At 72.3% G+C, this 24,853-nt stretch carries 22 protein-coding genes; all 22 read right to left on the reverse strand.

From position 1 onward, the window contains the following. Window positions 1–410 precede the first annotated feature (410 nt). The 22 genes from AC0693_RS31470 to AC0693_RS31575 all read right to left on the reverse strand — a co-directional run bounded on the left by AC0693_RS31470 (window position 411) and on the right by AC0693_RS31575 (window position 24,834). A complete protein-coding gene (locus AC0693_RS31470) occupies window positions 411–1,178 on the reverse strand; it encodes a PIG-L deacetylase family protein (protein ID WP_478803754.1) in 768 nt (255 codons plus the stop codon). Window positions 1,179–1,238: 60 nt separating this feature from the next. Then, window positions 1,239–2,123, reverse strand: a complete 885-nt coding sequence (locus tag AC0693_RS31475) for a glycosyltransferase family 2 protein (RefSeq protein ID WP_478803601.1) — start codon at window positions 2,121–2,123, stop codon at window positions 1,239–1,241. A 33-nt stretch (window positions 2,124–2,156) separates the two neighbouring features. Further along, complete coding sequence (locus AC0693_RS31480; RefSeq protein WP_478803602.1) at window positions 2,157–3,023, reverse strand: hypothetical protein; 867 nt, start codon at window positions 3,021–3,023, stop codon at window positions 2,157–2,159. Next, window positions 3,020–5,395: a methyltransferase, FxLD system gene (fxlM, locus tag AC0693_RS31485; RefSeq protein ID WP_478803603.1), complete on the reverse strand. Its 2,376-nt coding sequence runs from the start codon at window positions 5,393–5,395 to the stop codon at window positions 3,020–3,022. The genes AC0693_RS31480 and fxlM overlap by 4 nt, the downstream gene beginning before the upstream one ends. A gap of 33 nt (window positions 5,396–5,428) precedes the next feature. Continuing rightward, window positions 5,429–6,811 carry a phosphotransferase gene (locus tag AC0693_RS31490; RefSeq protein ID WP_478803604.1) on the reverse strand — a complete coding sequence of 461 codons (1,383 nt, stop codon included), beginning with the start codon at window positions 6,809–6,811 and terminating at the stop codon, window positions 5,429–5,431. Next, window positions 6,808–7,620, reverse strand: a complete 813-nt coding sequence (locus tag AC0693_RS31495) for a class I SAM-dependent methyltransferase (RefSeq protein ID WP_478803605.1) — start codon at window positions 7,618–7,620, stop codon at window positions 6,808–6,810. Before AC0693_RS31495 ends, AC0693_RS31490 begins: the two co-directional genes overlap by 4 nt. Further along, window positions 7,617–8,867, reverse strand: a complete 1,251-nt coding sequence (locus tag AC0693_RS31500) for a protein-L-isoaspartate O-methyltransferase family protein (RefSeq protein WP_478803606.1) — start codon at window positions 8,865–8,867, stop codon at window positions 7,617–7,619. Before AC0693_RS31500 ends, AC0693_RS31495 begins: the two co-directional genes overlap by 4 nt. A 147-nt stretch (window positions 8,868–9,014) precedes the next feature. Continuing rightward, the gene (locus AC0693_RS31505; protein WP_478803607.1) at window positions 9,015–10,496 is read right to left on the reverse strand and encodes an NUDIX domain-containing protein; all 1,482 of its coding nucleotides are present in this window, start codon (window positions 10,494–10,496) and stop codon (window positions 9,015–9,017) included. Window positions 10,497–10,609: 113 nt separating this feature from the next. After that, window positions 10,610–11,989 carry an MFS transporter gene (locus tag AC0693_RS31510; protein WP_478803608.1) on the reverse strand — a complete coding sequence of 460 codons (1,380 nt, stop codon included), beginning with the start codon at window positions 11,987–11,989 and terminating at the stop codon, window positions 10,610–10,612. Beyond that, on the reverse strand, window positions 11,973–13,010 hold the full coding sequence (locus tag AC0693_RS31515; protein WP_478803609.1) for a phosphotransferase enzyme family protein: 1,038 nt from the start codon (window positions 13,008–13,010) through the stop codon (window positions 11,973–11,975). The genes AC0693_RS31510 and AC0693_RS31515 overlap by 17 nt, the downstream gene beginning before the upstream one ends. Then, a complete protein-coding gene (locus tag AC0693_RS31520; protein ID WP_478803610.1) occupies window positions 13,007–13,453 on the reverse strand; it encodes an HIT family protein in 447 nt (148 codons plus the stop codon). The genes AC0693_RS31515 and AC0693_RS31520 overlap by 4 nt, the downstream gene beginning before the upstream one ends. Before the next feature lie 86 nt (window positions 13,454–13,539). Beyond that, window positions 13,540–15,540 carry an ATP-binding cassette domain-containing protein gene (locus AC0693_RS31525; protein ID WP_478803611.1) on the reverse strand — a complete coding sequence of 667 codons (2,001 nt, stop codon included), beginning with the start codon at window positions 15,538–15,540 and terminating at the stop codon, window positions 13,540–13,542. Between the two features lie 330 nt (window positions 15,541–15,870). After that, the gene (locus AC0693_RS31530) at window positions 15,871–17,193 is read right to left on the reverse strand and encodes an aminotransferase class I/II-fold pyridoxal phosphate-dependent enzyme (RefSeq protein WP_478803612.1); all 1,323 of its coding nucleotides are present in this window, start codon (window positions 17,191–17,193) and stop codon (window positions 15,871–15,873) included. 64 nt (window positions 17,194–17,257) lie between these two features. Further along, window positions 17,258–18,028: an HAD family hydrolase gene (locus tag AC0693_RS31535; RefSeq protein ID WP_478803613.1), complete on the reverse strand. Its 771-nt coding sequence runs from the start codon at window positions 18,026–18,028 to the stop codon at window positions 17,258–17,260. Next, complete coding sequence (locus AC0693_RS31540; protein ID WP_478803614.1) at window positions 18,025–18,852, reverse strand: 5'-3' exonuclease; 828 nt, start codon at window positions 18,850–18,852, stop codon at window positions 18,025–18,027. Before AC0693_RS31540 ends, AC0693_RS31535 begins: the two co-directional genes overlap by 4 nt. Next, entirely contained in the window at window positions 18,849–20,228 is a 1,380-nt protein-coding gene (locus tag AC0693_RS31545) for a glycosyltransferase family 4 protein (protein ID WP_478803615.1), read from the reverse strand. The genes AC0693_RS31540 and AC0693_RS31545 overlap by 4 nt, the downstream gene beginning before the upstream one ends. A gap of 18 nt (window positions 20,229–20,246) precedes the next feature. After that, entirely contained in the window at window positions 20,247–21,050 is an 804-nt protein-coding gene (locus AC0693_RS31550; protein ID WP_478803616.1) for a reverse transcriptase domain-containing protein, read from the reverse strand. After that, window positions 21,047–22,150 (reverse strand): glycosyltransferase family 4 protein, encoded by a 1,104-nt coding sequence (locus AC0693_RS31555; RefSeq protein ID WP_478803617.1) that lies wholly within the window; start codon window positions 22,148–22,150, stop codon window positions 21,047–21,049. Before AC0693_RS31555 ends, AC0693_RS31550 begins: the two co-directional genes overlap by 4 nt. Then, on the reverse strand, window positions 22,147–22,698 hold the full coding sequence (locus AC0693_RS31560; RefSeq protein WP_478803618.1) for a formylglycine-generating enzyme family protein: 552 nt from the start codon (window positions 22,696–22,698) through the stop codon (window positions 22,147–22,149). The genes AC0693_RS31555 and AC0693_RS31560 overlap by 4 nt, the downstream gene beginning before the upstream one ends. A 134-nt stretch (window positions 22,699–22,832) precedes the next feature. Further along, the gene (gene folE / locus AC0693_RS31565; protein WP_478803619.1) at window positions 22,833–23,429 is read right to left on the reverse strand and encodes a GTP cyclohydrolase I; all 597 of its coding nucleotides are present in this window, start codon (window positions 23,427–23,429) and stop codon (window positions 22,833–22,835) included. Next, window positions 23,429–24,136: a WbqC family protein gene (locus AC0693_RS31570; protein WP_478803620.1), complete on the reverse strand. Its 708-nt coding sequence runs from the start codon at window positions 24,134–24,136 to the stop codon at window positions 23,429–23,431. The genes folE and AC0693_RS31570 overlap by 1 nt, the downstream gene beginning before the upstream one ends. Continuing rightward, the gene (locus AC0693_RS31575; RefSeq protein WP_478803621.1) at window positions 24,136–24,834 is read right to left on the reverse strand and encodes a PIG-L deacetylase family protein; all 699 of its coding nucleotides are present in this window, start codon (window positions 24,832–24,834) and stop codon (window positions 24,136–24,138) included. Before AC0693_RS31575 ends, AC0693_RS31570 begins: the two co-directional genes overlap by 1 nt. Between the last annotated feature and the right edge of the window lie 19 nt (window positions 24,835–24,853).

Genomic DNA, 24,853 nt, shown 5'->3' on the forward strand with positions numbered 1-24,853 from the left:
GGCCGAAGCCCCACCGCGTCCAAGGCTGCTGGCAAGTCGCGGACCCCCAGCACTCCCTCCTCCGGCAGCGGCCCCCACTGCTCCGGATCCGGCACGAACACCAGCCACCACTCGTCCATCTGCCACCCCTGTGAGTCCCTTGAACTCACTCAATCATCAGGGAAGCAGGTGTGCGGATCGTCCGGGGCCCCGTGCACCTGGTACACGATGTGCTCGCACTGGCAGCGTCCGGTCCTGAGCGCGACGGCTGTGCCCGGTGCATCGACGGCCGGGTTCGTGTTACCCGGCGGGGTGCTCGGGGTGGCGGGAGGGGCTGTCAGGCCGGAGTGGTGGGGTGAACTAGGCATGGGGCTCCTTGTCTGTCTGCATCGGCCCGGGGCCGATGCCGCTGGTCGGGTCGTGAAGCGGGTTCACCGAGGTCCGGGTGGAACGGCCGTGAGTGCTGAGGCGACCGGGCCCCAGCGCGGGAGGCCGAGACGGGTGAAGTACTCGGTGGCGAGGATGCGGTTCCGTCGCCTGGCGTCGGCACGGGACAACAGCGCGGGAAGCGGCCGCTCGCCGTGGAGCTGGCTGAGGTGTGCGCTGATGGCGGCCCATTTGCTGTCGAGCCAGGCCGTCACGTCCACGGCGGCGGTCACGTACTCGTCGGGCATGGTCAGCAGGGTCTTACCGACCCTGCTGAGCAGCGGACCGAGGTCGGCGATCCCGGACTGAGGGTGGGTGGCTGCGTAGAAGGCGGCGGGTTGCCACGGCTCGCCCGCGTCCGGATACAGGTGCGGCAGGCCGGCGGCTTCAACGGCGAGGAGCGTGATCTGGTGGGTGCGCCGGTGGTCCGGGTGCCCGGTCAGCTGGCCCAAGGCGCCGTGGCCGACGACGAGATCGGGCTGGAACTGCCGGATGTGTGCGACGAGGCGGCCGACGGCCTCGTCGAGGGGCGCGTCGACGAGGCGTACGGCGCCGTCGGGTGCTGAGTCGGGGTTGCGCGCGTCGGCGTAGCCGAGCAGGCGCGGCGTGCCGGCGCCCAGGGAGATAAGGGCGTTCGCGAGTTCGGGGGCGCGGTGGCTGTCGGCGGTCCAGGTGGCGGTGACGACCGCGGTGCGGGCGCCGGCGACGGCGTGCTGGGCGAGGACTCCGCCGGCGAGGAGGGATTCGTCGTCCGGGTGTGCGAACACGACCATCAGCGACGGTGGAGAAGAACTCACAGGTCACGCCTTTCGGTTGGCTCATGCTCGTGCAGGTCAGATGACGGGCGGGCGCCCCGTGGCGGCCAGCCGCCACACTGTGCGCCAGCTCATCGGGCGCCGCTCCAGGGCGCGGCGGGTCGTCCAGCCCTCGCGCGTTCCGGCCAGCGTCTCGCTCAGCCCGCCGACGCGCACGGCCCGGGCCACGGTGATCGCGGCCCACACGGCGAGGTAGAGCGGGATGAGCGGAGCGGGGAGGCTGCGGTAGGCGACCCAGATCCGGTTGCGGGCGGCGAGCCGGTGGAACAGCGCGTGCCGAGTAGGAGATGTGAGCGGGTGGTGCATCCGGATCCCGGCGGCGTACCAGCCTGTCCACCCGGCAGACCAGCACCGCCACGCCAACTGGAGCCCCTCGTGGTACAGAAAGAACTCGGCTGGCCACCCTCCGACCGCGTCGAACGCTTCTCGGCGCACGAGTACGACGCCCTCGGTCATCGTGGTGATCGTGCCGGGCCGCTCCGGACTGCTCGCGCGCAGCCGGGGGACCCACCGGCGCGGCGTGGTCACATCGTCTGGTCCGGTCAGTCTCGGTTGTACGTATGCGGCACGTGGGTGCTGCTGGGCTTCGGTGATGAGTCGGGCGAGGACGTCGGTTCGGGGGAAGGTGGCGTCGTTGTCGAGGAAGAACAACCACTGGGCCGGATCGGGTTCCCGGCCGAGGGCGTCGGCACCGGCGTTGCGTCCGCCCGGGATGCCGATGTTCTGTGGCAGGCGGACGGTGAGCGCGCCGGGCGGCACGGCTTCGGGCTCGCATCCGTTGCCGACCACGCACACCCGCACATCGACACCGGTCTGCGCGAGGAGGGTCTCCTGGGCTGCGGCTTCCTCGGACGGCCTGTCGTTCATCGTCAGCACGACGACGTCGATACGCGGGTCGGGCACGGGTTCCTCCACACCGGCGGCAGCCGGGTCGGGTCAGGGAGCGGGTACGGGGGTGCCGGTGAGGTGCTCGGCCCGGCGGGTGATGAGAGGGGCGAGGGTGGGGTGGACGCCTCGGGCGCACGCCTGGAGGAGCTGGGCGAGCGCGACCAGTTCGCCGGTCCGGCCGGCGTCCGTGTTCAGGACGTGGGCGAACTCGCGCCGGATCCGGGCGGCGGTCGCGGGCGCGGCGAGCGTGTACGCGTGGAGGAGGCCGATGTCGTAGCCGAAGGGCAGGCGTCCCCAGTTCTCCCAGTCGAGCAGGACCAGGGGGGCGCGGGTGAGGTTCGCCCAGTGCAGATCGGCGTGCCCGGTCGTCATCTCGCGGATCCGCACCGGGTCGATGCCGAGGAAGCGGCGGAAGTTCCGGTCGACCCAGCCCTGCCGTACGGATTCCCGGTCGGTGGGCACCGTCGCCAGTGTGCCGAGGGCGCTCTTCAGGTCCGACCACCAGGTGGCGGGCAGCGCGATGTCCTGGGCGAGGGCGGGACCGCCGCTGGTGACGGGTGGGACGGGCACGTACTCGGTGAGATCGGCCCGGTAGGCGGCGTCCGACGCGGTCCAGTCGAGGACGCCGCGAAGCCGCGGCCGTGGGACCGACCGCGGCACCAGCGTGTCCGCGGCCGCCGTGCCCTCCCACAACCGTCCGCCTGCCTTGTCCGGCGCGGCGGAAACGACCCGCAGCCAGCAGTCCCCGGCCCGGCGCCCCAGGGTGCGGCCCTGCCACCCCCACACCTCCGGCCCCGACCCCGACACCTGGAAGTGTCGCGCGGCAGCCGCGTGCGCGCGCCGCATCCGTTCCTGGTCACCGCGCTCCGTCGGCGCAGTGAACACCGCCTCGCGTACCGCCGGTTCCACCGTCACACCCCCTCCGTCACGACGCCGGCCCCCAGGCGCCCAACGGGGCGGGACAGCAGCGCGTCACGCCCAGGCCACCGGAACACCAGGCGGCAGTGCTCCTTGTCCAGAACATCCCCAGCGGGCAGCAGATCGTCGGGCGTCCCGGCCGGGTAGACCGTCAGGACGGGATCGGCGTGCTGGTCGTTGTCGTCGGCGCGCACGTGGCGGTCCCAGGCCCGGACCGTGGCCACCAGCCGCTCGGCGAGCACGGGCCCCTGCTCGCCGAAGGCATGGGCGACCCACTCCCACTCCTTGTGCTCCGGGCGGTCGCCGTCCTTGGTCTGGACGTGGATTAGGTAGGCGAGCGAGGCCTCGCCGACGATCGCGGGGGCGTCGCGATCCTTCGCGATGCCGGTCACCCCCTCCTCCGGGTCCTGATGGGCGTGCAGGCGGCAGAAGGCCGGGAGGGTGGTGGCCGCGTACAGCTGCAGGGAGCCGAAGTAGGAGTTCGCCGCCCCCATGGTCACGCCGGTCGCGACCTCGTGCCGCCGCCCGCGCAGCGCCTCCTCCAGGCCCTTCGTGTCGGTGGGGGAACCGTCGTCGAAGCGCAGTGTCAGCGCCGCCCCGAACAAGGGCACGACCGGGGCCGGGCGGGCCTGCTGCCCCTGGTCCCGGACAAAACCGCAGTAGGTGAAGCGGCGGGCGTGCAACAGCTCGCCACGCCGCTCGAACTCGATCGCCCGGGTGTAACCGCCCATCTCCAGCGGCATGACCAGGCGCCCGCCTTCGGCCAGCTGCTCGCGCCAGGCCGGAGAGATGCCCCAACAGTTGTAGGTGATCACGCTGCCGTCGAAGCCGCCGCGCGGCACGAGGTGGGCGGGTGCGCCGAGGGCTGCGTCGGCTTCGACGGCGGTGACGCGTCCGCTGCCGGCCTCCATGAGGAAGGCGCGGGTGCGGCGTACGACCCACGGGTCGATGTCGACGCTCACCACACGCCCGTCGGGCCCGGCGACGTGGGCGATCAGCTCGGCGTTGTAGCCACCGGATCCCGCCTCGAACACGATCGCACCCGGCCGAAGACGCAGGCTCTCGATCATGTCGGCCTGGAGCCAGGCCGCGGACACCGAGCTGATGGCCGTCCCGGCCTCGTCACGTCTGGTGATGACGGCCCGGTCGCCGCCGTCGTACGCGGCCGCCAGGTTCACTTCCGGGGCGAAACGATGGCGGGGCACGGTCCGCAGCGCGTCGCGGACGGGCTCGGACAGGGCCCAGCCTCCGTCGATGACCGTCTGGGCCATCGCCTGGCGCAGCCGGGCGGCCTCATCCGGCTCGCCCGGCACGGGCGGCCGATCGGTGGCGAGCGGGTAGGAGACCACAGGCGGCAGGTCCGGGATGACGCCGGGCCACACGCTGTCGATCGCGAGTGCGGCCGGGACGAAGACGTCCCCGGCACAGGCGAGAGCGTGCAGGTCGAAGAACTCCCAGCGGTCGAACTTGTCCGCCTCCGCGTTGATCAGGGTTCCCGTCCACGCGGTGATCCGGACGACGGCCGTGAGCCTCGGGATGCCGTGGCTGTCGTCGACCAGCGTCGTCACCACGTACGCATCCGCCGGGTCGGCGACCAGGCCCGTCTCCTCAGCGAGCTCGCGGACCGCCGCGGCGGCGAAGTCCTCCGGGCCGCAGGTTTTGCCGCCGGGCAGTTCGAGCATGCCGCGGCGGGACCGGCCGAGCAGGACCCGGCCAGCGTCGTCGGTGACGACCGCGAGGGCGCCGGTCAGGGCATGGGCGGTGGTCGGCCGCTTCTCGACGGCCCTCGTATCGGCGTGGCAGGGGCCGCGCAGGACCAGGACGGCCAGGCCGTCCGCGTCCAGCCGTTCCACCGTCTCCCATCCGGCGGCGAGCACGGCGATCTCGTCCTCGTCCAAGGCGATGCCGCGCCGCTCCTCGGGCGTTGTCTCCGCCACCGGGGTGATGATGACGAGAGCGCCGCCGTCCCTCAGCCGCTCACCCAGCCTGTGAAGGACGCGCCCCCTGTCCTGTACGAACGGGTACATCAGGCGGAGCGTGATCAGGTCATACCCCTCTTCATGCAGCGGGGCAGGGTCGTCGCGCTCGATGTCCAGGTGCAGCCAGCGCACACCCTCGACGTCGGCGTGCTCCTCGCGGGCCCGGGCGAGCGCGCTGTCCGTGAAGTCGCACGCGTCCACGGTGTAGCCGAGCGACGCGAGGTAGGCGGCCAGCTCGCCGGCGCCGCAGCCCACGTCGAGCGCCCGGCCGCCGCCATCCGGGGCGGAGGTGTGCTCGGCGAGGAGCTCCCGCTCCCGCTCACCGACCTGCCGGAACCCCCGGCCGTCGCTGAAGTGCTGCTCCCACTCATCGCGGGCGGTGTACGTCAACGTGCTGCTCCTCGTACGTAGGCGTGGTGGTGTTCAGGGGCGTTGTACGGCGCGGAGCCGGGCCAGCGTGCGCCGGCCGCGCTCGACGAGCTCGGGATCGTCGTGGGCGGCGCCGTAGGAGATGCCGGAGACGGCATCCAGGACGGACAGGACCGTGAGCTGGGCCTCTTCGTCCGGGGTGAAAGGGCGGCCGTAGCCATCCGTTACGGCGGCCAGGAGGTCGGGGCGGCCGTGCCAGGCATCGGACAGCCTCACGAAGTCCCTGATCGCCGGGCCCTCCTCTGACCGCTCGAAATCGATCACGTAAAGGACATCGGCGGCCTCGTCCCAGCGCAGATTGCGGTACTGGAAGTCACCGTGTGTGGGCACCACATCCGGGGCGGGCAGGCCGGCGGCCTTCTCAGCGGTGGTGCGGATGAACTCCTCGTCCCCGGCCGCGAGGTGAGGCCGGGCGCCATTCAGGTGCCGTTCCAGCTTCCCCAGGGGCAGGGTGCTGGCGGCCGGGCGCGGTGGGGCGCTGGTGTGGATGGCGGCCGCGAGCTGCCCGATGCGGTGGAAGATGTGGCGCTGCTGCTCGGGCGCGTACCGGGCGCCGTGCAGGGACCGGCCAACCACCGCGGTGAGCACCACGGCCCGCAACTGCTCGTCGGCGGCCACCAGGCGAGGCGCCGCCGGACCGATGCCGGGCACCCAGCCCCGGAGCGCGGCCACTTCACGCTGGTGAAAGCGGTCGTTCTGGTGGGTCTTGACGTACCAGGTGCCGCCCTCGGTGCCGCGCGCCCGCCATACGCGGCTCTCCTCACGTGCCCAGGACACGTCCGTCCAGGCAGTGATCCGGCCTACCGCACGCTCGGCGAACTCCCGCACCTCCCGCCCAGGCTGCGGCTCATCGGGGCCCGGGGCGGGAATGAGGCGGATCCGGTCGACAGCCGGGGCGTGCCCGACCGGATCGCCCGGCTCCTGGAAGTGCACCGCCACGGGAACGCCAGCCCGATAGGCCTCCAGCCCCGCGCGGCAGTAGGCGACCATCGGCTCCGGCAGAGCGTCGAACGCAAACCAGCCCATGGCATCGCACACCTTGGGCTCCCTGACGTCCGGCGTCCCGGACCAGCGGCGGACCTCAAAGAAGAACCCGACCCGCGCGCTCCCGACCGGCGCCCTGTGGTGGACGGTGACCGCGGCCCGCACGTCGTCCGGATCCACCACCAGGCCCGTCTCCTCGTACGCCTCGCGCACGAGCGCGGTGACGACGTCTTCGAAAGGACCGTCGACGTGGCCGGAGGGGAAGTGCCAGTGCCCCGCGGCGTAGACGGTGCCGGCCCGCCTCGACAGCAGCACCTCCGGCCCCTTCTCCCCCTCGCGGACAGCGATCAAGTGCACGTCCACCGGCACCGAGTGCCGCTCGCCGCCGCTCACCGGGCACCTCCCGGTCGGCAGGCGAGCAGGACATCGAACACCCCGTCCTCGACAAGCCCGTCCTTCGTCGCCGCGTGCTGTTCCAACAGGGCCCGGGCCTGGGTCTCGAACCGGGGATGCCGCTCGCCGAAGAGGTCGGGGTGGGCGAAGCTGGTGCTGCGCAGGTAGCCGATCACCTTGTCCGGGGTCCACACGCGGCGGAGCGGGAAATGGTGCTCTTCGACGTCGCTGAACGGGGAGTCGGCCAGGTCGTCTTCGTACCGGCGGCCCGGCTCCGCGTAGGTCCCAGTGGTTCCGGCGCGGCGTTCGGCGCCGAGGTATGACTGGATCAGCTCTCGCAGCGCGACGGTCCACGGCGCCGTGTGGGTCCAGGGGCTACCGTCGCCCATGATCGCCAGCGTGGCGCCGGGGGCGGTGACACGGTCGGCCATGGCCAGGACGGCCGGGCGGTCCATCCAGTGGAAGGCCCGCGCGCAGGTGACCAGATCAGCCCGGTATCCGGCCTCGGGCGCGGTGAACTCCTCGGCCCGGACGGGATGGAAGGCGGCGGCCCGGCCGGCGAGAAGAGGGCGGAGGGCGAGATCGGCCTGGTGGAGCAAGTCCCGGTCGGTACCCACCAGGTCCAGGCGGGCGAGCTGCGGCAGGACAGGCAGCAGGGCGGCCGGCACTTGGCCCGTTCCGGTGCCCAGATCGAGCAGAGCCGGGCGACGGATGCCGTGCACGGTGCCGGCGAGCAGGTGGGCAACTTCGTCGGGGAGGCCGGGGCGGTGCCGACTGTAGGCGTCCGCCGTGGCGTGGAAGAGGCTCACAGGGCTTTCTCCGTGTGGTGCTCGGTCGGGCAGGGGGCGGCGGGTTGGTGGGGCACCGGCACGAGCGGAGGCAGGACCCAGTTCAGGGCGCCCGGGTCGGTGCCGGAGGCGACGTGCTGTGGCCCGCCGCCTTCCGGCACGGTCACCCGGTACCTGTCGGGCCGTCCGGCCAGGACCCAGCGGGCGTGCACGTCCTCGAGCTCGGCCCACACGTCCCGGGGCCCGTGGACGCGGACGGTGTCCTCGCCGGGCCCGGCGACCGCCCAGGAGTCCTCGTCGGGGGCGGCGATCGTCATCGTCTCGGCCTGGAAGTCGCGGACGAGCCCGGGCGCCAGATATGCGGCCGCGAGCCAGAAGCCGTACGCGTCATCCGGCGGCGGCGCGAGCCGGGTCGGTCGCAGTACGCCGGGTTCCGCCTTGATCCGGGGCCGCATCGGCGCCGCGTCGAGCCACCGGTAGCCGAGCATGGGCCGGTATCCACGCGGCCGCCCTCGCAGCACTGCCTCGATCTCGCCGGCCCCGGTACGGGTGGTCAGGAGCTGTCCGGGCCAGCTCGGGGTGCGGGTGGTGAGCGTCGTCAGCAGCCGCCCACCGGGCGCGAGCTGCTCCACCCACGCCGACGGGACGCAGGGCACGCCGATGCCGGAATGAATCCGGTCGAACACTCCTCCCGCCGGGTGCCCGTCAAGAGCATCACCCTCCACGACCGTCGCACCCAGACCGAGCCGGCCGAGGTTGTGCTGGGCGAAGGCGGCCATGCGACCGTCCCGTTCGACGCCGACGGCGAGGCGGGGACCGGTGACGGCAGCGGCGAGCGCGAGAGAGACTCCCGGGCCCGGACCGAGCTCCAGGTACCGCTGCCCAGGACCCAGCTGCAGCGTCTGAAGCGCTTCGACGGTGGCCTGGCCGTAGGTCGACATCGACGTCATGTGCCCGCCGGTCACCGGCCCGCGTACGAGCGCATCGAGCTGCTCCCCGTCGCGCTGGAGCAGGACCGACTCGCCGCTGTGGACCAGGTCGAGCCACTCGGCCCGGTCATCCGGGTGCGCGCCGTCGAGCAGGCGCCACTCGATCGGCTCGACGCCCGGATCGCTCACCCGTACGTACGCGTGGGGAAGCAGCACCTCCAGCGGCACCGACAGCAGCGCCTCGCGCAGCCGGACATCGGTCAGCACGCCGTCGGCCTCCAGGCGCTCCACCATCGCGGCGCGGCGGGCACCTGTCGGGGTGGACAGGTCAGCGGACATGACCGTCCTCTTCCTGACGCGGCGAATGGCAGGGCGCCGGCGCTGCGGGCATGGCGGTCAGGCGGCGGGCCCCAGACGCCTGCGGCAGGCGGCCGCGCGCGCCGCGCGAAGGGGCGGCGTAGGCGGCGCCGATCGCCGCGAAGCCGCTCACCGGGACCATCCCAGCTCGCTGTAGGGGCGGCCGGCTCGGATGCCCTCGATCGCGACGCGCGTGTAGGGGACGATCGGCTCCGGCAGGTCCTTCGCGTCCCACCACTGCCAGGCGAGACACCGGTCGGGTTCGCGTTCCTCGGGGGTGCCTTCCCAGTGGCGGGGGCGGAAGAAGAGCTGGATTCTCGGCGGGGCTCCGGGCCGGTCCACCGTGTGCACGGTGTGGACGAGCTCGAGGTCGGCCGGATCGATGACCAGCCCGGCCTCCTCGAACGCCTCGCGGGCAAGACCGGCGGTCGCCGCCTCCGCTTCCAGGTGTCCGGCGAGGGCGTGCCATGATCCGCCCGCGTACGCCGAGTCCGGGTGCCGCAGCCCCAGCAGGACCTTGCCCTCGTGCTCCAGGTGGAGGTGGACGCCGACAACGTGCAGCACGGTCCCGGCCGGGGCCTCGCCGGGCAGAGGACGAGCATCGGCCGGAGGCTCTTCCACGGTGGGATGTTCGGCCGCGTGGCGGCGGATCAGGTCTCCGAGTCCGGGGCTGAGCCGGAGCCGGTCGAGGGTGTCGACGGTGAACCACTTCAGCAGGACACCTTCGCCGAGATCGACCGCCTCGGCATCACCGCTCCAGCGCCCGGCGTAGACGCTCATGGGCACGGCAAGGCCGTCGACGCTCGTCGCCTCCTGGACGGCGAACGGCACCAGTTCCGTCGGCTCCAGACCCGGCACCTCCTCGGCAAGCTCACGTCGCAGTGTCGCCTCGAGGCTGGCATCGTCCCGCGACCGTTTGCCTCCCACGAGGGCCAGGACCCAGGGCTCCCACATGCCCTCCCGGTCATCGCGTAGATGAAGGAGGTACCGGCCGGCTCCGTCGTGGATCAGGGCGTTGGCGCTGACGGGCTCCGGGCGCCCGTCGAGGCCGTCCGCCTCGGCGTCCAGGAGCTTGGCACGCAGCGTCGGGGAGCGCACGTCGGCGTACGGGAGCCACTGGGCTCCGGCGACTTCCTCGTCCTGCAGCGCAAGCGCAGGCGGTTGCTCGGCGGTGAGGTAGAACGCGAAGCGGATATCGAAGTGCTGGTGAGCTGGCTCGCCCTTGGCCGGGTTGGCGTCGATGTCGTGCACGTCCACGTCGATCGGCTCGTCGAGGAACTGCGGGGTCAGGGACAGGTCGCCGGGGCGGAGCCCGGCCTCTTCGCACACCTCGCGCACGGCAGCGGCCAGGAGCGTACGGTCACCCGCCTCAACGTGGCCGCCGGGGCAAAGGAGCAGCCCTGTCACCCGATGGCCAATGTGGAGTACCCGGCGGTCGCGGTCGATGACCACGGCGCTGCAGGTCACGTGTCCGGGCAGCGTGGCGCGGCTGGACGGCTCCTCGGCGCCGTCGAGGACAGCCAGCAGCCCTTCCAAGGGCTGTCGTTCTTCGGCATGCCGGCTGAGATAGGTCTCGATGGTCGCGCGGATATCAGAGCGGGAGGGCGGCACGTGATCACCTCGGGACGTGTGGGACGGGATGTATGGGCTGGGAGGCAGGGGCGCGCCTGGCGGCGGGCTCGTCGATGACGGCTCGGGGCCAAGGGCCGTGTCCGGGTTCGTGTTCACGGGCCGCCTTCCGAGGAGCGGTCGTGCCGCACATCCGCGGCGACTGCGGGATGGGGGACGGTCGGCCCCGACGGCGTGGGAGGTGTGACGGACTCGGCTGAAGTAGCAGCCACGGCGGGCGCGCTGGGCATGTCCAGCAGGCTGCGCAGCGGGGAGCGGTAGAGAACCATGAGGGGGACGAGGAGGAGGCAGGTGCCAGCGACCAGGGTGGGGCGCACGCCGATCCAGGTGCCGAGCCCGCCGGCGAGGAGCGCGGCTACCGGCCGTGCACCGGAGGTGAGCCAGGTACTCACGGCCTGCATCCGGGCTTGCATGCCGTGGGCGGTGACGACCTGGCGAATGGTGCGCTGGGTCGTCCCCGCGGCCGCGGCACAGGCCAGCTGAAGAAACAGCGCACCACCGATTGCGAACTGCCAGAGGAGGCCAGGGGAGGCGAGGAGCAGAGGGATCTGGGTGAGCGGGGTGATCGCGAGCGCGCCGAGCATCATCGGCCCGGGCCCGTACCGGGCCGCGAGCCTGGGCGCGGCCAGAGCCCCGGCCGCCGCGCCCAGGGCTCCGATGCCCAGGACCACCCCGAAGGCGGTCGCGCTCATCGCGATTGACCGGAGCAGGTACAGCGCCCACAAGGTATTGAGGAGCGCCAGGGCGAACGATGTCGTCGCGTTGACGAGGGTCAAGGTGCGCAGCCGGTGGTCGTCGTTCACGTAGCGCAGGCCCTCAGCGATCTCGGTGTGCAGCCGGCGGCCCTCCGCTGACGGCCGGGGGCTTTCGGGGGCCTGGATGCGGGCGGTGCACCAGGCGCTGACGAGGTAGGACAGGACGTCTCCGAGAAGCGCCCGAGCCGGGCCGAGGAGCGCGGTCAGGGCGGCGCCGAGGTTGCTGCCCGCGGTGGCGGCGACGGCGAAGAGCCCGCCGATGCGGCTGTTGCTCCGCTGGAGCAGGGACCGGTCGACCAGGCTGGGCAGGAGACTGATCGCGGCGGCATCGTGCAGCACACCCGCCGCGCCCTGCACGGCCGCGACCAGCATCAGCTGGGTAAGGGACAGCCGGTCCAGAGCGGCCACCACCGGCACGCTGGCCAGCGCGGCGGCGCTGACCAGGTCGCCGGCGATCATCTGCGTCCGTTTGGAGTGGCGGTCGGCGAGAGCCCCGGCATGCAACGCCAGCAGTGCGGGCGGCAGTTGGACCAGAAAGGTAAGCCAGGCGACCTCGGCGGTGGTCGCGTCCAGTTCGAGTACCGCCAGCACGGGGATCACCATGCTGCTGATCGAGCTGCCGGTCACGCTGGCTGCCTGCCCGGTCAGGTAGCGGCGGAAGTTATGGTGCCGCCACAGCGACGGCTGAACGCCGGAGGAGGGGTCAGCGGAGGAGGTCATGGAGCACCTCCTCGGCTTCCGGCAGGCGCTCGCACAGCTCGCCCATGGCCGCCTGCCGGTTGCGGCCGTACGCCTCGAGTTCGGGGGTGACGGCGGCCGGGTCATCGACGGCCTCGGACAGGGGATACACCGTGCACGCCAGGTACCCGGCGGCGAGGCGGGGTACGGCGAGGAGTTCTTCGGCCGGCAGCGCCGGGTTGGCTGCCCGGTAGGCAGCGACAGCTTCAGCGAGGCCGGTGGGCCACTGCGGCTGCGCCAGGACGGTCCGCGGGTCCAGGACGATCCGCCCAAGCTCCCAGGCGGGGCTGCGGTGACCGGGCGGCCGGAAGTCGATCAATGCCGCGACCCGCTGTCCCCGCAGGAGCAGATTGGGCGAGGCCAGGTCGCCGTGGACGGTCTGCACCGTCAACGTCGTCGGCAGCCCCTTGACCAAGGCGGCCACGGCGGGCAGCGCGTCGAGCCGTCGGGCGGCGGTCTCGCGTGCCCAGGCGGGAAACCCCAAGGTGGGCGGCCTCTTGGCGAAGAGGGCGAGCAGCCGGTCAAGGCGCTGCCGGGCCCGTTTCACATCGCAGACTTCCCGGGCGGGCACGCGGCGCGGAGGTCCGGCCGGGTGCCGGGCCAGGGTCCGGTGCAGGCGCCCGACGGTCTCGCCCACCGCGACCCACCGGTCGCCGGACAGGCCGCCCTCGGCCGTCTCCGCGTCCTCGATGTACGCCGCGACCGACACCGCCATGCCGCTGGCGGCCGCGATGAGGTCACCGTCCAGGGTCTTGCGCACTACCGGAACCGGGATCCGGCCGAGCCTCGCGAACTGGCCGAGCTCGAGCGCCTGGCGTTCCGCGTCCAGATCAGTGCCCGTCGGGTAGGCCTTCACGAACCACCGGGCTCCGTCGCTGTCCCGGGCCACGTAGTTGCGGGTCGCGGTCCCCGCAGGGCCTTCGCCGACCACGGTCGGGACGATCCGGTAGAACAGCGTCAGGATCCCCGCCACGACCATCACGTCCGACTCGGCGCCGTTCATCGCCGCACCCCCGGCCGACTGGTGGGAGGCAGCAACTGGCGCAGTGCTCGGGCATCCGCCTGCAGCTGCTCCTCGTCCTGCCGTCCGAGATCGAGCGCCGCAAAGGGCAGCGGGCCGCCCGGCGCCGGGTCCGTTCCGGCTTCGCGTCGCGGAACGCAGTGCCAGTGGGCGTGCGGGATCTGGTTCCCCAGCAGCAGGTAGTTCATCTTCAGCGGCTCGTAGAGCGCCTCCACCGCCCGGCCCAGGGCAAGGACGTCCCGCCAGAACGCCGCCGCCTCCCCCTCGTCCAGCTCGGTGGGCTCGGCAACATGCCGACCGGTGTAGATCACGACGGCGTACCCGCGGACCTGGCCGCTGCGCCATAGGTAGGCGTTGCTGACCTCCCCGCGCCGGACCAGAAGGCCCCAGCCGATGTCGTCGGCCGCGAAGTCGTTGGTGCACATGGGGCAGTTGGTGCCGTGGCGATGGTCGGTAAAGCGCTCCGGCCATACGTCGGCCGACGCGGGACGGGGCTGTGCGTGGTCGGGCATCACGCCGCCTCCCCAGCCTCGGCGCGGTAGCCGGCGGCCTGGAGGGTGAACATGGCGGCGTAGTCGCCGCCGAGGCGCATCAGCTCCTGGTGGGTGCCGCTCTCGGTGATGCGGCCGCCGTCGAAGACGAAGATCCGGTCGCAGCCGACGACGCTCGCCAGGCGGTGGGAGATCAGCACCGTGATCTGATCGGGGCGTGGGTTGTCTCGCAGGACCGCCTCGTACACGGCGTGCTCGGCGCGGGGGTCCATGCTGGCGGTCGGTTCGTCCAGCAGAAGGACGGGGGCGTTCTTGTACAGCCCGCGGGCGACGGCGATCTTCGCCCACTGGCCGGCGGACAGTTCCTGGCCGCCGCGGAACCGCTTGGACAGCAGCGCCTCCCACCGGCCGGGCAGCCCGGCGATGACCTGCTCGGCGCCGGAGGCCCGCGCGGCGTCCAGCGCCCGCTGCGGGTCGGCCTCGGTGAGGGTGCCCCGGGAGATGGTCAAGTTGGCCAGCGCGCTGAACGGGAACCGGACCGGGTCCTGGAGCACGCAACCCACACGGGTCTGCAGCGACTCGGCGTCCATGTCCAACACGCTCACGCCGTCCCAGCAGACCGTGCCCCCGCCCTGGGGTTCGTACAGCCCGGCGAGCAGCCGTGCGCAAGTGGACTTGCCGCTGCCGTTGACGCCCACGAATGCGACCGTCTGCCCTGCGTGCAGGGTCATGGAGATGCCGTTCAACGCTGGGGTGTCCTTGCCCGGGTAGGTGAAGGACACGTTGTCCAAGGTGACGGTCTTCACCGTCTCGGGGGCGCGCTGTCCGCTGCGGCGCGGCTGGAGAGTGCGGCAGCGTTCCTGGAAGGCCAGGAGGTCGTCCACCCACATGGCGTGCTCGTAGACCAGGTGGGACACGTCAACGAGCCGGGTCAGCGAGGACTGGGCAGCCTGGATGGCGAGTACCGCGCCCGCGCCGGCGGCAAGCGGCAGCCAGCCCGCGATCAGCATGGCGCCGAGCGCCGTGTAGGTGATGCCGGTGCCGATCCCGCCGACCGCCCGGCCCGCCAGGGTCAGCCCGGCCGAACTCACGCCCAGGCGGGTGTCCTCCTCGGCAATCCGGGTCGTCAGCCGGTAGTGCTCATCCAGCAGCGCACCCTGAGCCGTGTCCGAGCGAAGCTCGGCCGCTGCATCCCGCTCCAACAGCAACCAGGAGAAGATTCGCACCCTGCGTTGCAACGTGTTCCACCGCTTGAAGGAGTGGAAGCGCGCCCGGGCGCTGCGCACGGCCGCCGCGCCGACCGGCAGCACCGACAGCAGGAGCAGCGGCAGCAAGGCCGGGTGGAGGACACCCAAGACGCCGGCGGTGCCCACAAGCCCGAGGAGTGCCGCGGCCAGGGAGACCACCTGGCCGACGATCTGCCGGGCGTAGAACAGACCCCTGTCATTGGCCCGGTAGGCCTCGTCGTGCCAGTCCGCGTCGTCGACGACCTCCAGCCGCACATGAGCGGTCAGGGTGAGGAAATCCGTCTCCAATGCGGTACGGATCTTCGGCGTCACCCTGGCCTGCGCGACAGCGACGCCCGCCTCCAGGAGCGCACGCGCGGACAGGAACCCGACCACGACCAGGAGTTGAGGGATGGCCGCCCACACCCGGTCCGGGGTCGGCCCCTCGGCGAACAGCTCCCCCAGCACCGCCACCGAGGCCATGAGCCCGAACGCCATCATCGCGGCCGACGCCAGCTGCAGGACCACCACCGCGATGGTCGCGGCCCGGTCCGTGTTCCAGGCCAGTTGGCCGATCTGGCGCACGATCCGAGGCAGCCGCGCGAGAATCTGCCCCACCGTGGCCTTCGACGCGGCACCGTCGTACACGGACCAGTACGCCTCCTCCAGGCCGTCGGCGATGTCACCGTCGTGCTGCCCGCCGGGCACGGCGGTGGGCGGCAGCGGAAGCTCCGCAGCGCGCGGACCGGGCACCGCCCCCGGGCGGATGGCGTCTGCATCACTGCCGCTGCTCATACCCCCCACCTCGTATCCAGTCGTGCTGCTCGGCGCGCGGAGACGTCGGACTGCTGGAGGCCGCAGAGCTGGATGACGAGCGACAACCGCCGCCGGTGTTCGAATCCGGGGCGATGAGTGGGAGTGGGCTCAGCGTTCATGATGCGTCCTCCGTCTGGGTGTGCCGGTTGGTACTGGTGCTCTAAGAACGCCCCGAATCCGGGGCCGTAACGGCCTCAGACGGGCGAATATCTCGAACGTGAATGCGGTCCTGGCGTACAAGGCAAGGGCCGCCTGCCTGGTCGCTTTTGAATCCACACGTTCGAGTGGTTGGCGCCATGCGGCACCCGATCAGGGGCTTGCGCGGTCCTCCCGCAGACCGGGGGCCGGAGTAGGACGGCACGTGTGGTGGCGGATCATGTCCAGGCCCCGCTGGAAAGTGGCCGGGCTCTCCGAGAGGTTGAGCCGCAGGAGCTGACCGCCCGGATACAGCGCCTCCCAGGCAGCGGAGGTCCCGCCGTGGACGACCGTCGGGTTGAGCCGCAGCCCCGCTCTCCCGCACCGCACCACCCAGGGCAGGAAGTCCTCTTGGGGGATGCTGAGTCCGGCGAACGCGGAGTAGCCCGCGGCTGGCTCCATGCCCGGGATGCGCCGCACGGGGGATCCCGGGCCGTCGAGTGCGTGAGCGTTGCCGCGGAAGCGTTCGGCCATGTCGTTCAGGTGGTCGCGGACACGGCGGTAGATCCCCTCCTCGGGGAGTTCTGCAAGCCCTGCTCGACGGATGCTGTCCTGGGCGATCTGGACGAGCTTGGACGTCTGCTCGACGGGTGCCTCCATCACGGTGAGGAGGGAGGCGTAGAAGAGCATGACGACCTCGCCGACGGGGTCGCCGCTCATGGCCATCCGCTCGAACCGGTCGCGGGCCAGGTGCTGCAGCAATGCCTTGCTGCGGGTGACAACTACGGCTGCGCGCAGCCCGGGCAGGGAGAGGTCCTTGGAGGCGGTGAGGATCAGCGCGGCCCTGCTCAGGTCGATGCCGTGAGCTCGGTCGCGGAGTATCGCGGCGGGCTGCGGGCCTTCGGCCCCGATCTGGAAGGGGACGTCGAGGACTGTGAAGTCCGGTTCGGCTCGGTCGGGCAGAGCGTGGCGGGCGCCGGTGACGCCGTTGGGGAGGACTTCCACGAGGCAGGTGCGCGGGGCCGGGGGCATGCCGGTCGAGTAGAGGGTGCCGTCATACCGGTAGTAGCCGGTCACCGGGGCACCCCAGCGGACAGCGCACTGGTCGAACGCGTAGTAGTTCGGCAGCGGGAGGACGAGGCCGTGGCCGGTCTCGGCGAGATGCGCGATGGTCAGGCTGATGGCCTCGGTGCCGCCGCGGGTGAAAAAGATGTCGGACGGGTCCAGCCTCATGTTCAGGTGGCTGCCGAGGAGTTCGGCCATCGCCGCCCGGGCGCCCGCCCGGCTACGGCCGGCGTACGCCGAGAGGGTTCCGTCGCGGATGAAGCGATCGAGCAGGGCGGAGAGGTACCGGGCGAGGTCCGGGGAGGGCGGATAGCGGTTGCAGCCCTCCCCGAGCTCAAGGGTCGTCTCGCTGTCCGGGTCGGCGCCGCCGCGAAGGGCTCCGAAAGCGGTTAGGCAGTCGGCCTGCGCGGGGGCCGGGATGGTGTCGTGCACGGTGGCTCCGGTGCGCCATGGACCGGGGCGCTGCCGGGCTTCCGCGGTGCGGACGTCGGCGAGATTACCGGATAGGGAGCGCCTCGGGGGCAGTTGGCTGCAACGGGGGGACCTCGTGCAGCGCCGGACGGCGCCCCTTCGGAACAAGCTCAGAGGCCAGCAGGATGCGGGCGGCCGCGTTCAGGTCGGGCGTGTCGGCGTGCTGGTCTCGACGCACCCAGATGGCGTCGATGCCCGCGCGTCGGGCCCCTGCGGCATCGGCCTGTGGGTTGTCGCCGATCATGACGAGCCGGCGTGCGGGGCCCGCGGCCGCCCGCGCGAGCTGGAACGCTTCGGGATGGGGTTTCTCGTAGCCGCTGGCGGCAGAGTTGATCACTGTCTGGAACCGCGTGTCGACGCCCAGGGCGGACAGGATGGCGGGTAGTTCGGGCACGTGGTTGGAAAGCAGGACGTGCGTCCAGCCGTGCGCGGTGAGCCGGTCGAGGACCCGCAGCGTCTGCGGGTAGAGGCTCCACGCAGCAGGGTCGGTGTAGGCGGCGCGGGTCGCGGCAGCCACGGCCTGCGGACGGGAGAGCCCGAGGCGGGTGAGTGCCTGGGCGACGACGCTGGTGATGTGGTCCCACCAGGCGTCGGGGTCACTCAGGTGCGGGTGGGGGTCCTCAGGTGCATTCCAGGGGAAGCCGGTGGCGAGAGCCTCGAACATCTCGGGGAAGGCCCAGCGGTGGCCGGGCTCTTGGACGTCCAGGACTTCCAGGAGGCACTCGGCCCAGGTTCCGTACCGGCGGTGGCCGAGCGTCCCGTCAAAGTCCCATATCGCGGTCTTGGAGGAGCTCACCACAGGCCGAGCGCTTCCAGGACGTGCGGGGCCTTGGGCAGCGGCGCGGCGGGCGCGGCGGTGAGGAGGTCGTCGGGGAGGTCCGTCTTCGTGTCGAGTTTGATCATTTCGCGCCAGCGCAGGGCCTGCGGCCACTGCTGCGTCCAGGTGGGGCGCAGTTCGTCGGCGGGGATGTTCTCGAGGCGGCGTGCGTCGGTCAGGAGCCGGGCGGCGGTCTTGGCGCCGATGCCGCGGATACCGGGGATGTTGTCGGCGGGGTCGCCCATCAGGGCGCGGAAGTCGGGCCACTGCTCGGCGAGGACGCCGTAGCGGGGCAGGATGTGCTCGCCAGCGGTGTAGCGGCGCTCCATGGCGAAACCCGTGTTCAGAAGGCGCACGCTGGGGTCGGCCAGGAGCTGGATGTAGTCCTTGTCGGTGGTCATGATGTCGACCGCGCGGCCGTTGGCGCGGGCGGCGGTGGCCAGGGTGGCGATGACGTCGTCTGCCTCGCAGCCGTCCTGCTCGATCCACCGGACGCCGCTGTGGTCGAGGGCGTTCTTGACCAGGGCGAGGGACTCGATCAGGCCGGGCTCGGGAGCGGGGCGCTGGGCCTTGTAGTCGCTGTCCTGTCCGGCGCGGGCCTGGGAGCCGTCCTCGGAGTCAAAGACCACGAAGATCTCGAAGCCGTCGGCGTGCTGGGCCTGGGCTTTGCGCAGGAGCGCGGCGAAGCCGAAGACGCCGGTGCGGTCGATGGTCTTGTCGCGGCTGGTGATGCGGGCGGCGAATCCGAACCAGGCGCGGTGCAGGAGGTAGTGGCCGTCGACGAGCAGCAGGGGTGCGGTCATGGCGTGGCCTCCAGGGGATGGTGCGTGCTGGTGGGTGCCTTTGACCGTGGCGTACGGGCATCCGTTGCCGGATGACCATGGAGTGTAGCCACCGGTGTGGCGCGGGACTGCCAGAACGTGGCCAGGAGCGTCACGAGGTGCTCGGCGGCGTTGCGCTGGTTGAGGACCTTGTGGTGGGCGGCGGCGCGTAGCCGGGCACGTTCGCTGCTGGTCAGGGCGAGTGCGCGGCGGAGGCCTGCGGTCAGGGCGCCGGGGGCGGGGTCGTAGAGCAGGCCGTTGTGGCCGTCGGTGATCTGTTCGGGGAAGCCGTCGATGTTCGGGGCCAGGACGACGGCGCCGCTGTGCTGGGCCCACAGGGCGGTTTCGAAGACGATGTTGGCCAGGGTCTCGCCACGGCTGGGGACGGCCATGGCGAAGGTGTCGGGCCAGGCGGCCAGGGCGCGGGGGATGTTCCGGTCGTAGCGGCCGATGATGGTGGCGCTGAGCCCGAGGTCGGCGCTGCGCTGCCGGTAGAAGTCGAGCAGGGCGGCGCGGTTGTCGTCGGTGGGGACGGCGACCATCGCAAGGTGGACGCTCTCGCGCAGGGGGGCGAGTTCCTCGATGAGGAGGTCGAGGCCCTTGGTGTGGTCGGTGCGGCCGACCGCGGCGACGACCGGGCGGCCCGCGGGGATGCCGAGGGAGCGCACGATGCGTTCGGCTTCGGTTCCGGTCGGCGGGGCGAGGTCGGCGGCGGTGAGGTCGAGCCCGGACGGCCAGGCCCGGAGCGTGCCCGGAGCGAGCCCGTAGTGGTCCTGGAGGTGGCGGGTGAGGAAGTCGCCGATGTCCGCGACCCAGGTGCGGGGGTGGAGGCCGGCGGCGGCGATGGCCTCTTCCTCCCAGGCGACGCGGCCGGGGTCGGGGTGGGGGCGTTCGGTGATGCGGGCGGTGGAGAACAGGGCCAGCAGCACCTCCACCCCCGGGTGGGTGTGGTGGGCGAGACCTGCGAAGGGGGTGTCGACGCCGATGGCGAGCACCTCCTCGTGCCGGTCGGCCAGGTGCCCGGCGGCGCGGGCGGCTTCGGCGGACAGGAGCCGCCAGGTATCCGGGTGCCAGAAGGGGCGGCGGGTGTCGTAAGGCAGGGTGATCACCTCGCCGCCGAGGCCCTCGACGACACGGCGGGCGTAGCGGAGGTCGTCCTCGTTGTAGCCCCAGGTGGCCGGGCCGGGCTCGGGGACGGCGAGGTACGGGGTGAAGGCGCCCGCGTGCGCGCTCAGGCGGTGGTGGTGGCGGGCGAGGGTGGCCAAGAAGGTCTTGGTCTGGCGGCCGATGCCGTTGGTGTTGTTCGCGATGCCGTTGACTGCGCAGTACAGCAGCGCCTTGGTCGTGGACGTGGACAACAGGTGTCTCCTTCCAGGTCAGCCGGCGGCGTAGAGGTCTTCCGGGTTCGGGCGCCAGATCTTCGACTTCGCCTCGGCCGGCTGCATCCCGTGCGTGGCGAGCAGGCCGGTCAGGTGTCGGTAGGCGGCTTCCGCCTCGGGCTCGGTGGCGGCGAAGAGGGTGTAGTTGTCCGTCATCCGCACGGCCGTCCGTCCGGTCAGCTGCTGGTCGACGGGGGTCATCCTCAGGTTCGTCAGCATTGGGCTCAGGCCGCTGCCCGGCGCGAGCGGGTCGGGCAGCGCGCTCAGGATGCGGCGCAGTAGGGCGAGCACGCTCCCGTCGTGGATGAAGCGGGCGACGGAGCTGATCGCGTCCTCCAACGCGACGCCGTGGCTGGCGGCGGCGACGTCGATGTCGGCGACCCAGGTGAGCCCCGCGTTCAGGTGCCGGGCGGCGGCCGCGACCGCGAGGGGCCGTCCGGCCCGCCGGTGCCAGCCGAACATCCAGGGCGGGTAGGCGTCCCGCTCCAGGACGGGCTCGACGGCGTTGCGCAGCGCCCGGTGGACGATCCGGTCGGTGACCGTGGGGATGGTGATGGTGTGCCGTTTGCCCCAGGCGTCGAACTCTTCGGTGCGCAACGGGCCGGGCCGCCATGTTCCGGCCGACAGCGCCGCGAACAGTCCGGTGATGCGGGCGGGCATGTCCTGGCGGAAGGTTCTCCAGGTCATGCCGTCCGCGCCGGGGGAGCCGGTGCGGCCCATGCACTGGCGGGCGGCTCGCTTCAGGGCCCCCTCGCTGACGGCTTGGCGCATCAGGGAGTGCGCCGCCGTACGGCTGGTCACCTGATCATCCCGGTGGCGGTCAGGAACGCCTGGGCGACAGCGGCCGGCGTGTGGGCGACGACCTGGCGCGGCCCGTGCCGGGAGGCCTCGTGGTAGGCGGCCGAGTCGCCGAGCAGGGTCGTGAGTGCCTTCCACAGGGCTTCGGGTCCGCTCTCCAGGGCGGTCATCCGCCCGGCCGGCCCCGTGAGGGCGGGCAGGTGCCCGAGCCTGTAGCCGACCACAGGCGTGCCCACGGACAGGGCTTCCGCGGCGACCATCCCGAACGTCTCCGGGCTGGTGGAGGAGATGACCGTGGAGCTGGCTCCCGCGAGGAAGCCGGGCACCTGCTGCCAGGGCAGGGCCGGGAGGATCTCGACGTCGGGCAGGGCGGCGGCCAGGGCCCGGCACTCGGTGACCACCTCGTTCTGCATGCCCGGCCAGTACTCGAATCCGGCCTCGGCCAGCACGATCTGCAGCGGCCTGCCCAGCCCGCCCGGGTAGGCCTTCAGCAGTTCGGCGATGCCCTTGTGCGGCTCGGCCCGGGCCACGATCCGCACGGGTCCGTGCTCGCGCAGCGCCTCCCGCTCCTCCGGCGCCGGCGGCGTGATGGTGTGCATGAGGGCGTTGGAGACCACGGCCCATTCGCCGGTGTCCACGCCTTCGCGGGCCAGTTCCTCGATCATGAAATCGCTGACCGTCAGGACCCGGCCCGGGCGGTGGCCCAGGCTCTGGTAGAGGGGGGCGTCGGTGCGCGGGACGTGCACCATCAGCGCGGTGGCCATGTGCGCCGGGGCCGGACTGAGGTAGCCCAGTCCCCACACGGCGTCCACCCAGCACACGAGATCCACCGCGTTCCCCGCCAGGAGGCGGCGCACCTCCTGCTCCACGGGTGCGGGATCGGCGAGGAGGGCGGTGAGGTTCTCCTCCACCGCGGGGCGCGGCAGGGTCAGACTGTCCAGGCGGAGAAGGTCCGGGCCGTCGTCAGGTGTGGCGGGGCCGGCGGCGATGATCAGGGCGCGGTGGCCGAGTTCACGCAGGCCGGTGGCGAGGGCGGCGATGCTGCGCTCGATCCCGGCGGGCTCGTCGGGGTTGTGGGTGAGCAGAACGAAGGCGATGTTCACGTGGTGGCTCCAGTGGTCGCAGGGGTGGGGGCGGTGTCACGGACGGGGCGCAGCCCGATGCCCGGCGAGCAGATGCCGGGCGGGACGTCGTTGACGTGAGCGCACTCGGCGTACTGGGACAGGGAGTTGTAGGAGCCGCCCCGCAGCAGGGCGATCCGGTCGCGGCGCCACGGCGCCGTCGTCCACTCCCACACGTTGCCGCCCACGTCCCAGAGGCGGTCCGGGGTGCGGCCGGCCGCGTGGGACCGAACGGGCGTGGGGCGGCCGGGGCCGAGGCCGCGCAGGTTGGCGTGCCCGGGCCCGGGCACCTGGTCGCCCCAGGGGAAGCGGCGGACCGCCCCTGAGGCCATCCACTCCCATTCGGCGGACGTCGGAATCCGAGCCCCGAGCCGGTGCGCGAGCTGGGCGGCCTGGGGCAGTGTCAGGCCGGTGACCGGCAGCCCGGCGACGGCCAGCGGCGTCGACGCCCACCACAGCGTGGCCACTTCCTGGGCGGGGTGCCACTCCCCGGCCGGCACGGGGCCGCCGGATATGCGGATCCACTCCACCGGATCCACTTCTGCCGCTACCGTGGAAGGGTCCCGGGCAGCAGGCACGCTCCCCGGAGGAAGAACCGGTCCGCTCACCAGCACACGCGGGCTTGCCTCCGGCGAAAGACGGCCCTGTCCGGGCGCTCCCCCGCTCACCGCCCGGCCCCGGCAACCGCGAGGAGCTGGCCGCCGAGGGTTCCCCCGTCGGCGAACGCGCCGCTGAGGCTGCGGTTCAGGGTGCGGGCCGCATCCTGGCGCACCCCCCGCATGCTCATGCACATGTGGGCGCCATCGGCGACCACCCCAACGTCCGATGATGCGGTCGCTTTGGCCACATCCGCGGCGACGCCGTCGACGAGCCGCTCCTGGAGCTGGAGACGATGCGCGTGAGCGGCGACGATCCGGGCGAACTTCGACAGCCCCAGCACGCTCCCGCACGGCCGGTACCCGATCGTCAACTCGAGCCGCATGGGCAGCAGATGATGCTCACACAGGCTCCAGGCCACGATGCCCCGCACGATGACCACCCGGTCCGTGCCGGCGGGCAGGTCCTCCTCGAAGACGGTGTCCGTACGGCCCGGGTCGTGGTCGAGGAATTCCGTCCACCAGCGGGCGGCCCGCTCCGGGGTGCCGCGCAGCCCCTCACGCTCGGGGTCCTCACCCACCGCCTCCAGCAGCTGCCGGTACAGGTCGGCCACCCGCGCCACATCCACGCGCGGGCGCGCCACGGCGTCGTCCAGGCTCGTCATCAGGCACAGGCCTTCGTTTCGGTCCGTGCACCGGCACGGAGAACGGAAAGGGCGTTCGGACCTTCGTGCAGCAGCAAGTCCAGCGCGCTCAGACCCGAACTCCAGCCCGGTGCCCGGCCGTAGCGCGGATGCGAGTACGTGGCGACCTCGACCGTGATTGCGTGCTCGGCCAGCAGGCCGTGGTCGAGGTAGGCCAGCGCACCGGTCCCCACCCGCATGCGCGTCGCGCCCCGCTGCCGGCAGAGGTCGATGAGCATGCCGGTCTGCCGTCCGGCCGGAGGCCGTTCGCTGGTGCGGACCACCGTGCACGGCAGGCCGAACGCGTCGAGCAGCAACCGCAACAGCGCCTCGTTCAGGTCCGCGAGATGGGTCCAAGGCGTGCGGTAGAGGGCTTCGAGGGCCTCCCGGTGCGCGGGCCAGTACGGGGCGTGCCCGTACGTCTGGGCGAGGCTGCGCCAGTGCCGCCCAGCCCAGACGTCGTCCGCGATCCGGGTGTCGTTGATGCTCTGGCCGAAGTGGCGCCGCACCGGCACGGTGAGCCTGACCGGTCCGGCGGTGCCGCGGATGTAGTTGCGGTTCTGCCAGCCCCGTTCGGTGAACTGCACGTGGTCCAGAAGGACCAGTTCGTCCGCGTCGGCCAGCCGTGAGAAGTAGCCGGGCCAGGGCAGGTAGGCCGGCTGGTGGGCGACCAGCACGTTCCCGCCCATCAGCAGGCCATCCGGTAGGCAACGAAGACCTCCGCCCGCTCCGCGCCGCACGACGCCCCGGCCGCGGTGTCGAGCGCCCGAATCCGGTCCAGGGACCGCGGGTGTTCGCCGTCGCGCAGCTCGCGGGCGTAGCACTCCAGCGCCTTGTCCTTCACCGCGGCGGTGCCGGTGACGTCCACCCACACGCTGGGGCGCGGGAACTGCGGGCTCCAGGCGTGGTCCTCGGGGCCGTGGAAGCCGAGGACCATCCGGGGCCAGTGGCGTAATGCTCCGGTGGGCCGCGCCGCCGCGTATCCGGCCTGGTGGACGACCTGGTGGTCCTGGTGGACGGCTCCGGCCGCCGGGATGAGGAGCGCGGCCGGTTCCAGCGCGGTCAGGGACAGGTCCGGGCCGGCCTCAATGAGGCGGACCAGTTCCGCAGCGTGACCGGCGAGGTCGCCGGCCCGGTGGTCGTCGCTCCAGGCGATGTGGCGGCCGCTGACGCCCAGGACGTCACAGGCCGCGTTGAACTCCTCGTGCCGCAGTCGGCTGTCAGTGGGTGTTCCCCACCGGGGCTGGGTCAGGCAGGCCACCGCCAGGACGTGCACGTGGATTCCGGCGGCGGTCAGGCGGGCGATGGTGCCCCCGGCGCCGAGCGTCTCGTCGTCGGGGTGCGGGGCGACCGCGAGAACGTGGTCGCCGGGGCTCAGGCCGAACATGGGCCTGCCTCCTCTTGAT

It is taken from the genome of Streptomyces sp. NPDC043876, from assembly GCF_056435825.1.

Coding starts and splice junctions, on each gene's coding strand:
- AC0693_RS31470 (WP_478803754.1), bottom strand. CDS start 1,178: ATGGTCGTGTTCGCACACCCGGACGACGAATCCCTCCTCGCCGGCGGA.
- AC0693_RS31500 (WP_478803606.1), bottom strand. CDS start 8,867: ATGTCCGCTGACCTGTCCACCCCGACAGGTGCCCGCCGCGCCGCGATG.
- AC0693_RS31510 (WP_478803608.1), bottom strand. CDS start 11,989: ATGACCTCCTCCGCTGACCCCTCCTCCGGCGTTCAGCCGTCGCTGTGG.
- AC0693_RS31515 (WP_478803609.1), bottom strand. CDS start 13,010: ATGAACGGCGCCGAGTCGGACGTGATGGTCGTGGCGGGGATCCTGACG.
- AC0693_RS31520 (WP_478803610.1), bottom strand. CDS start 13,453: ATGTGCACCAACGACTTCGCGGCCGACGACATCGGCTGGGGCCTTCTG.
- AC0693_RS31525 (WP_478803611.1), bottom strand. CDS start 15,540: ATGAGCAGCGGCAGTGATGCAGACGCCATCCGCCCGGGGGCGGTGCCC.
- AC0693_RS31540 (WP_478803614.1), bottom strand. CDS start 18,852: ATGACCGCACCCCTGCTGCTCGTCGACGGCCACTACCTCCTGCACCGC.
- folE (WP_478803619.1), bottom strand. CDS start 23,429: ATGACGAGCCTGGACGACGCCGTGGCGCGCCCGCGCGTGGATGTGGCG.
- AC0693_RS31570 (WP_478803620.1), bottom strand. CDS start 24,136: ATGGGCGGGAACGTGCTGGTCGCCCACCAGCCGGCCTACCTGCCCTGG.
- AC0693_RS31575 (WP_478803621.1), bottom strand. CDS start 24,834: ATGTTCGGCCTGAGCCCCGGCGACCACGTTCTCGCGGTCGCCCCGCAC.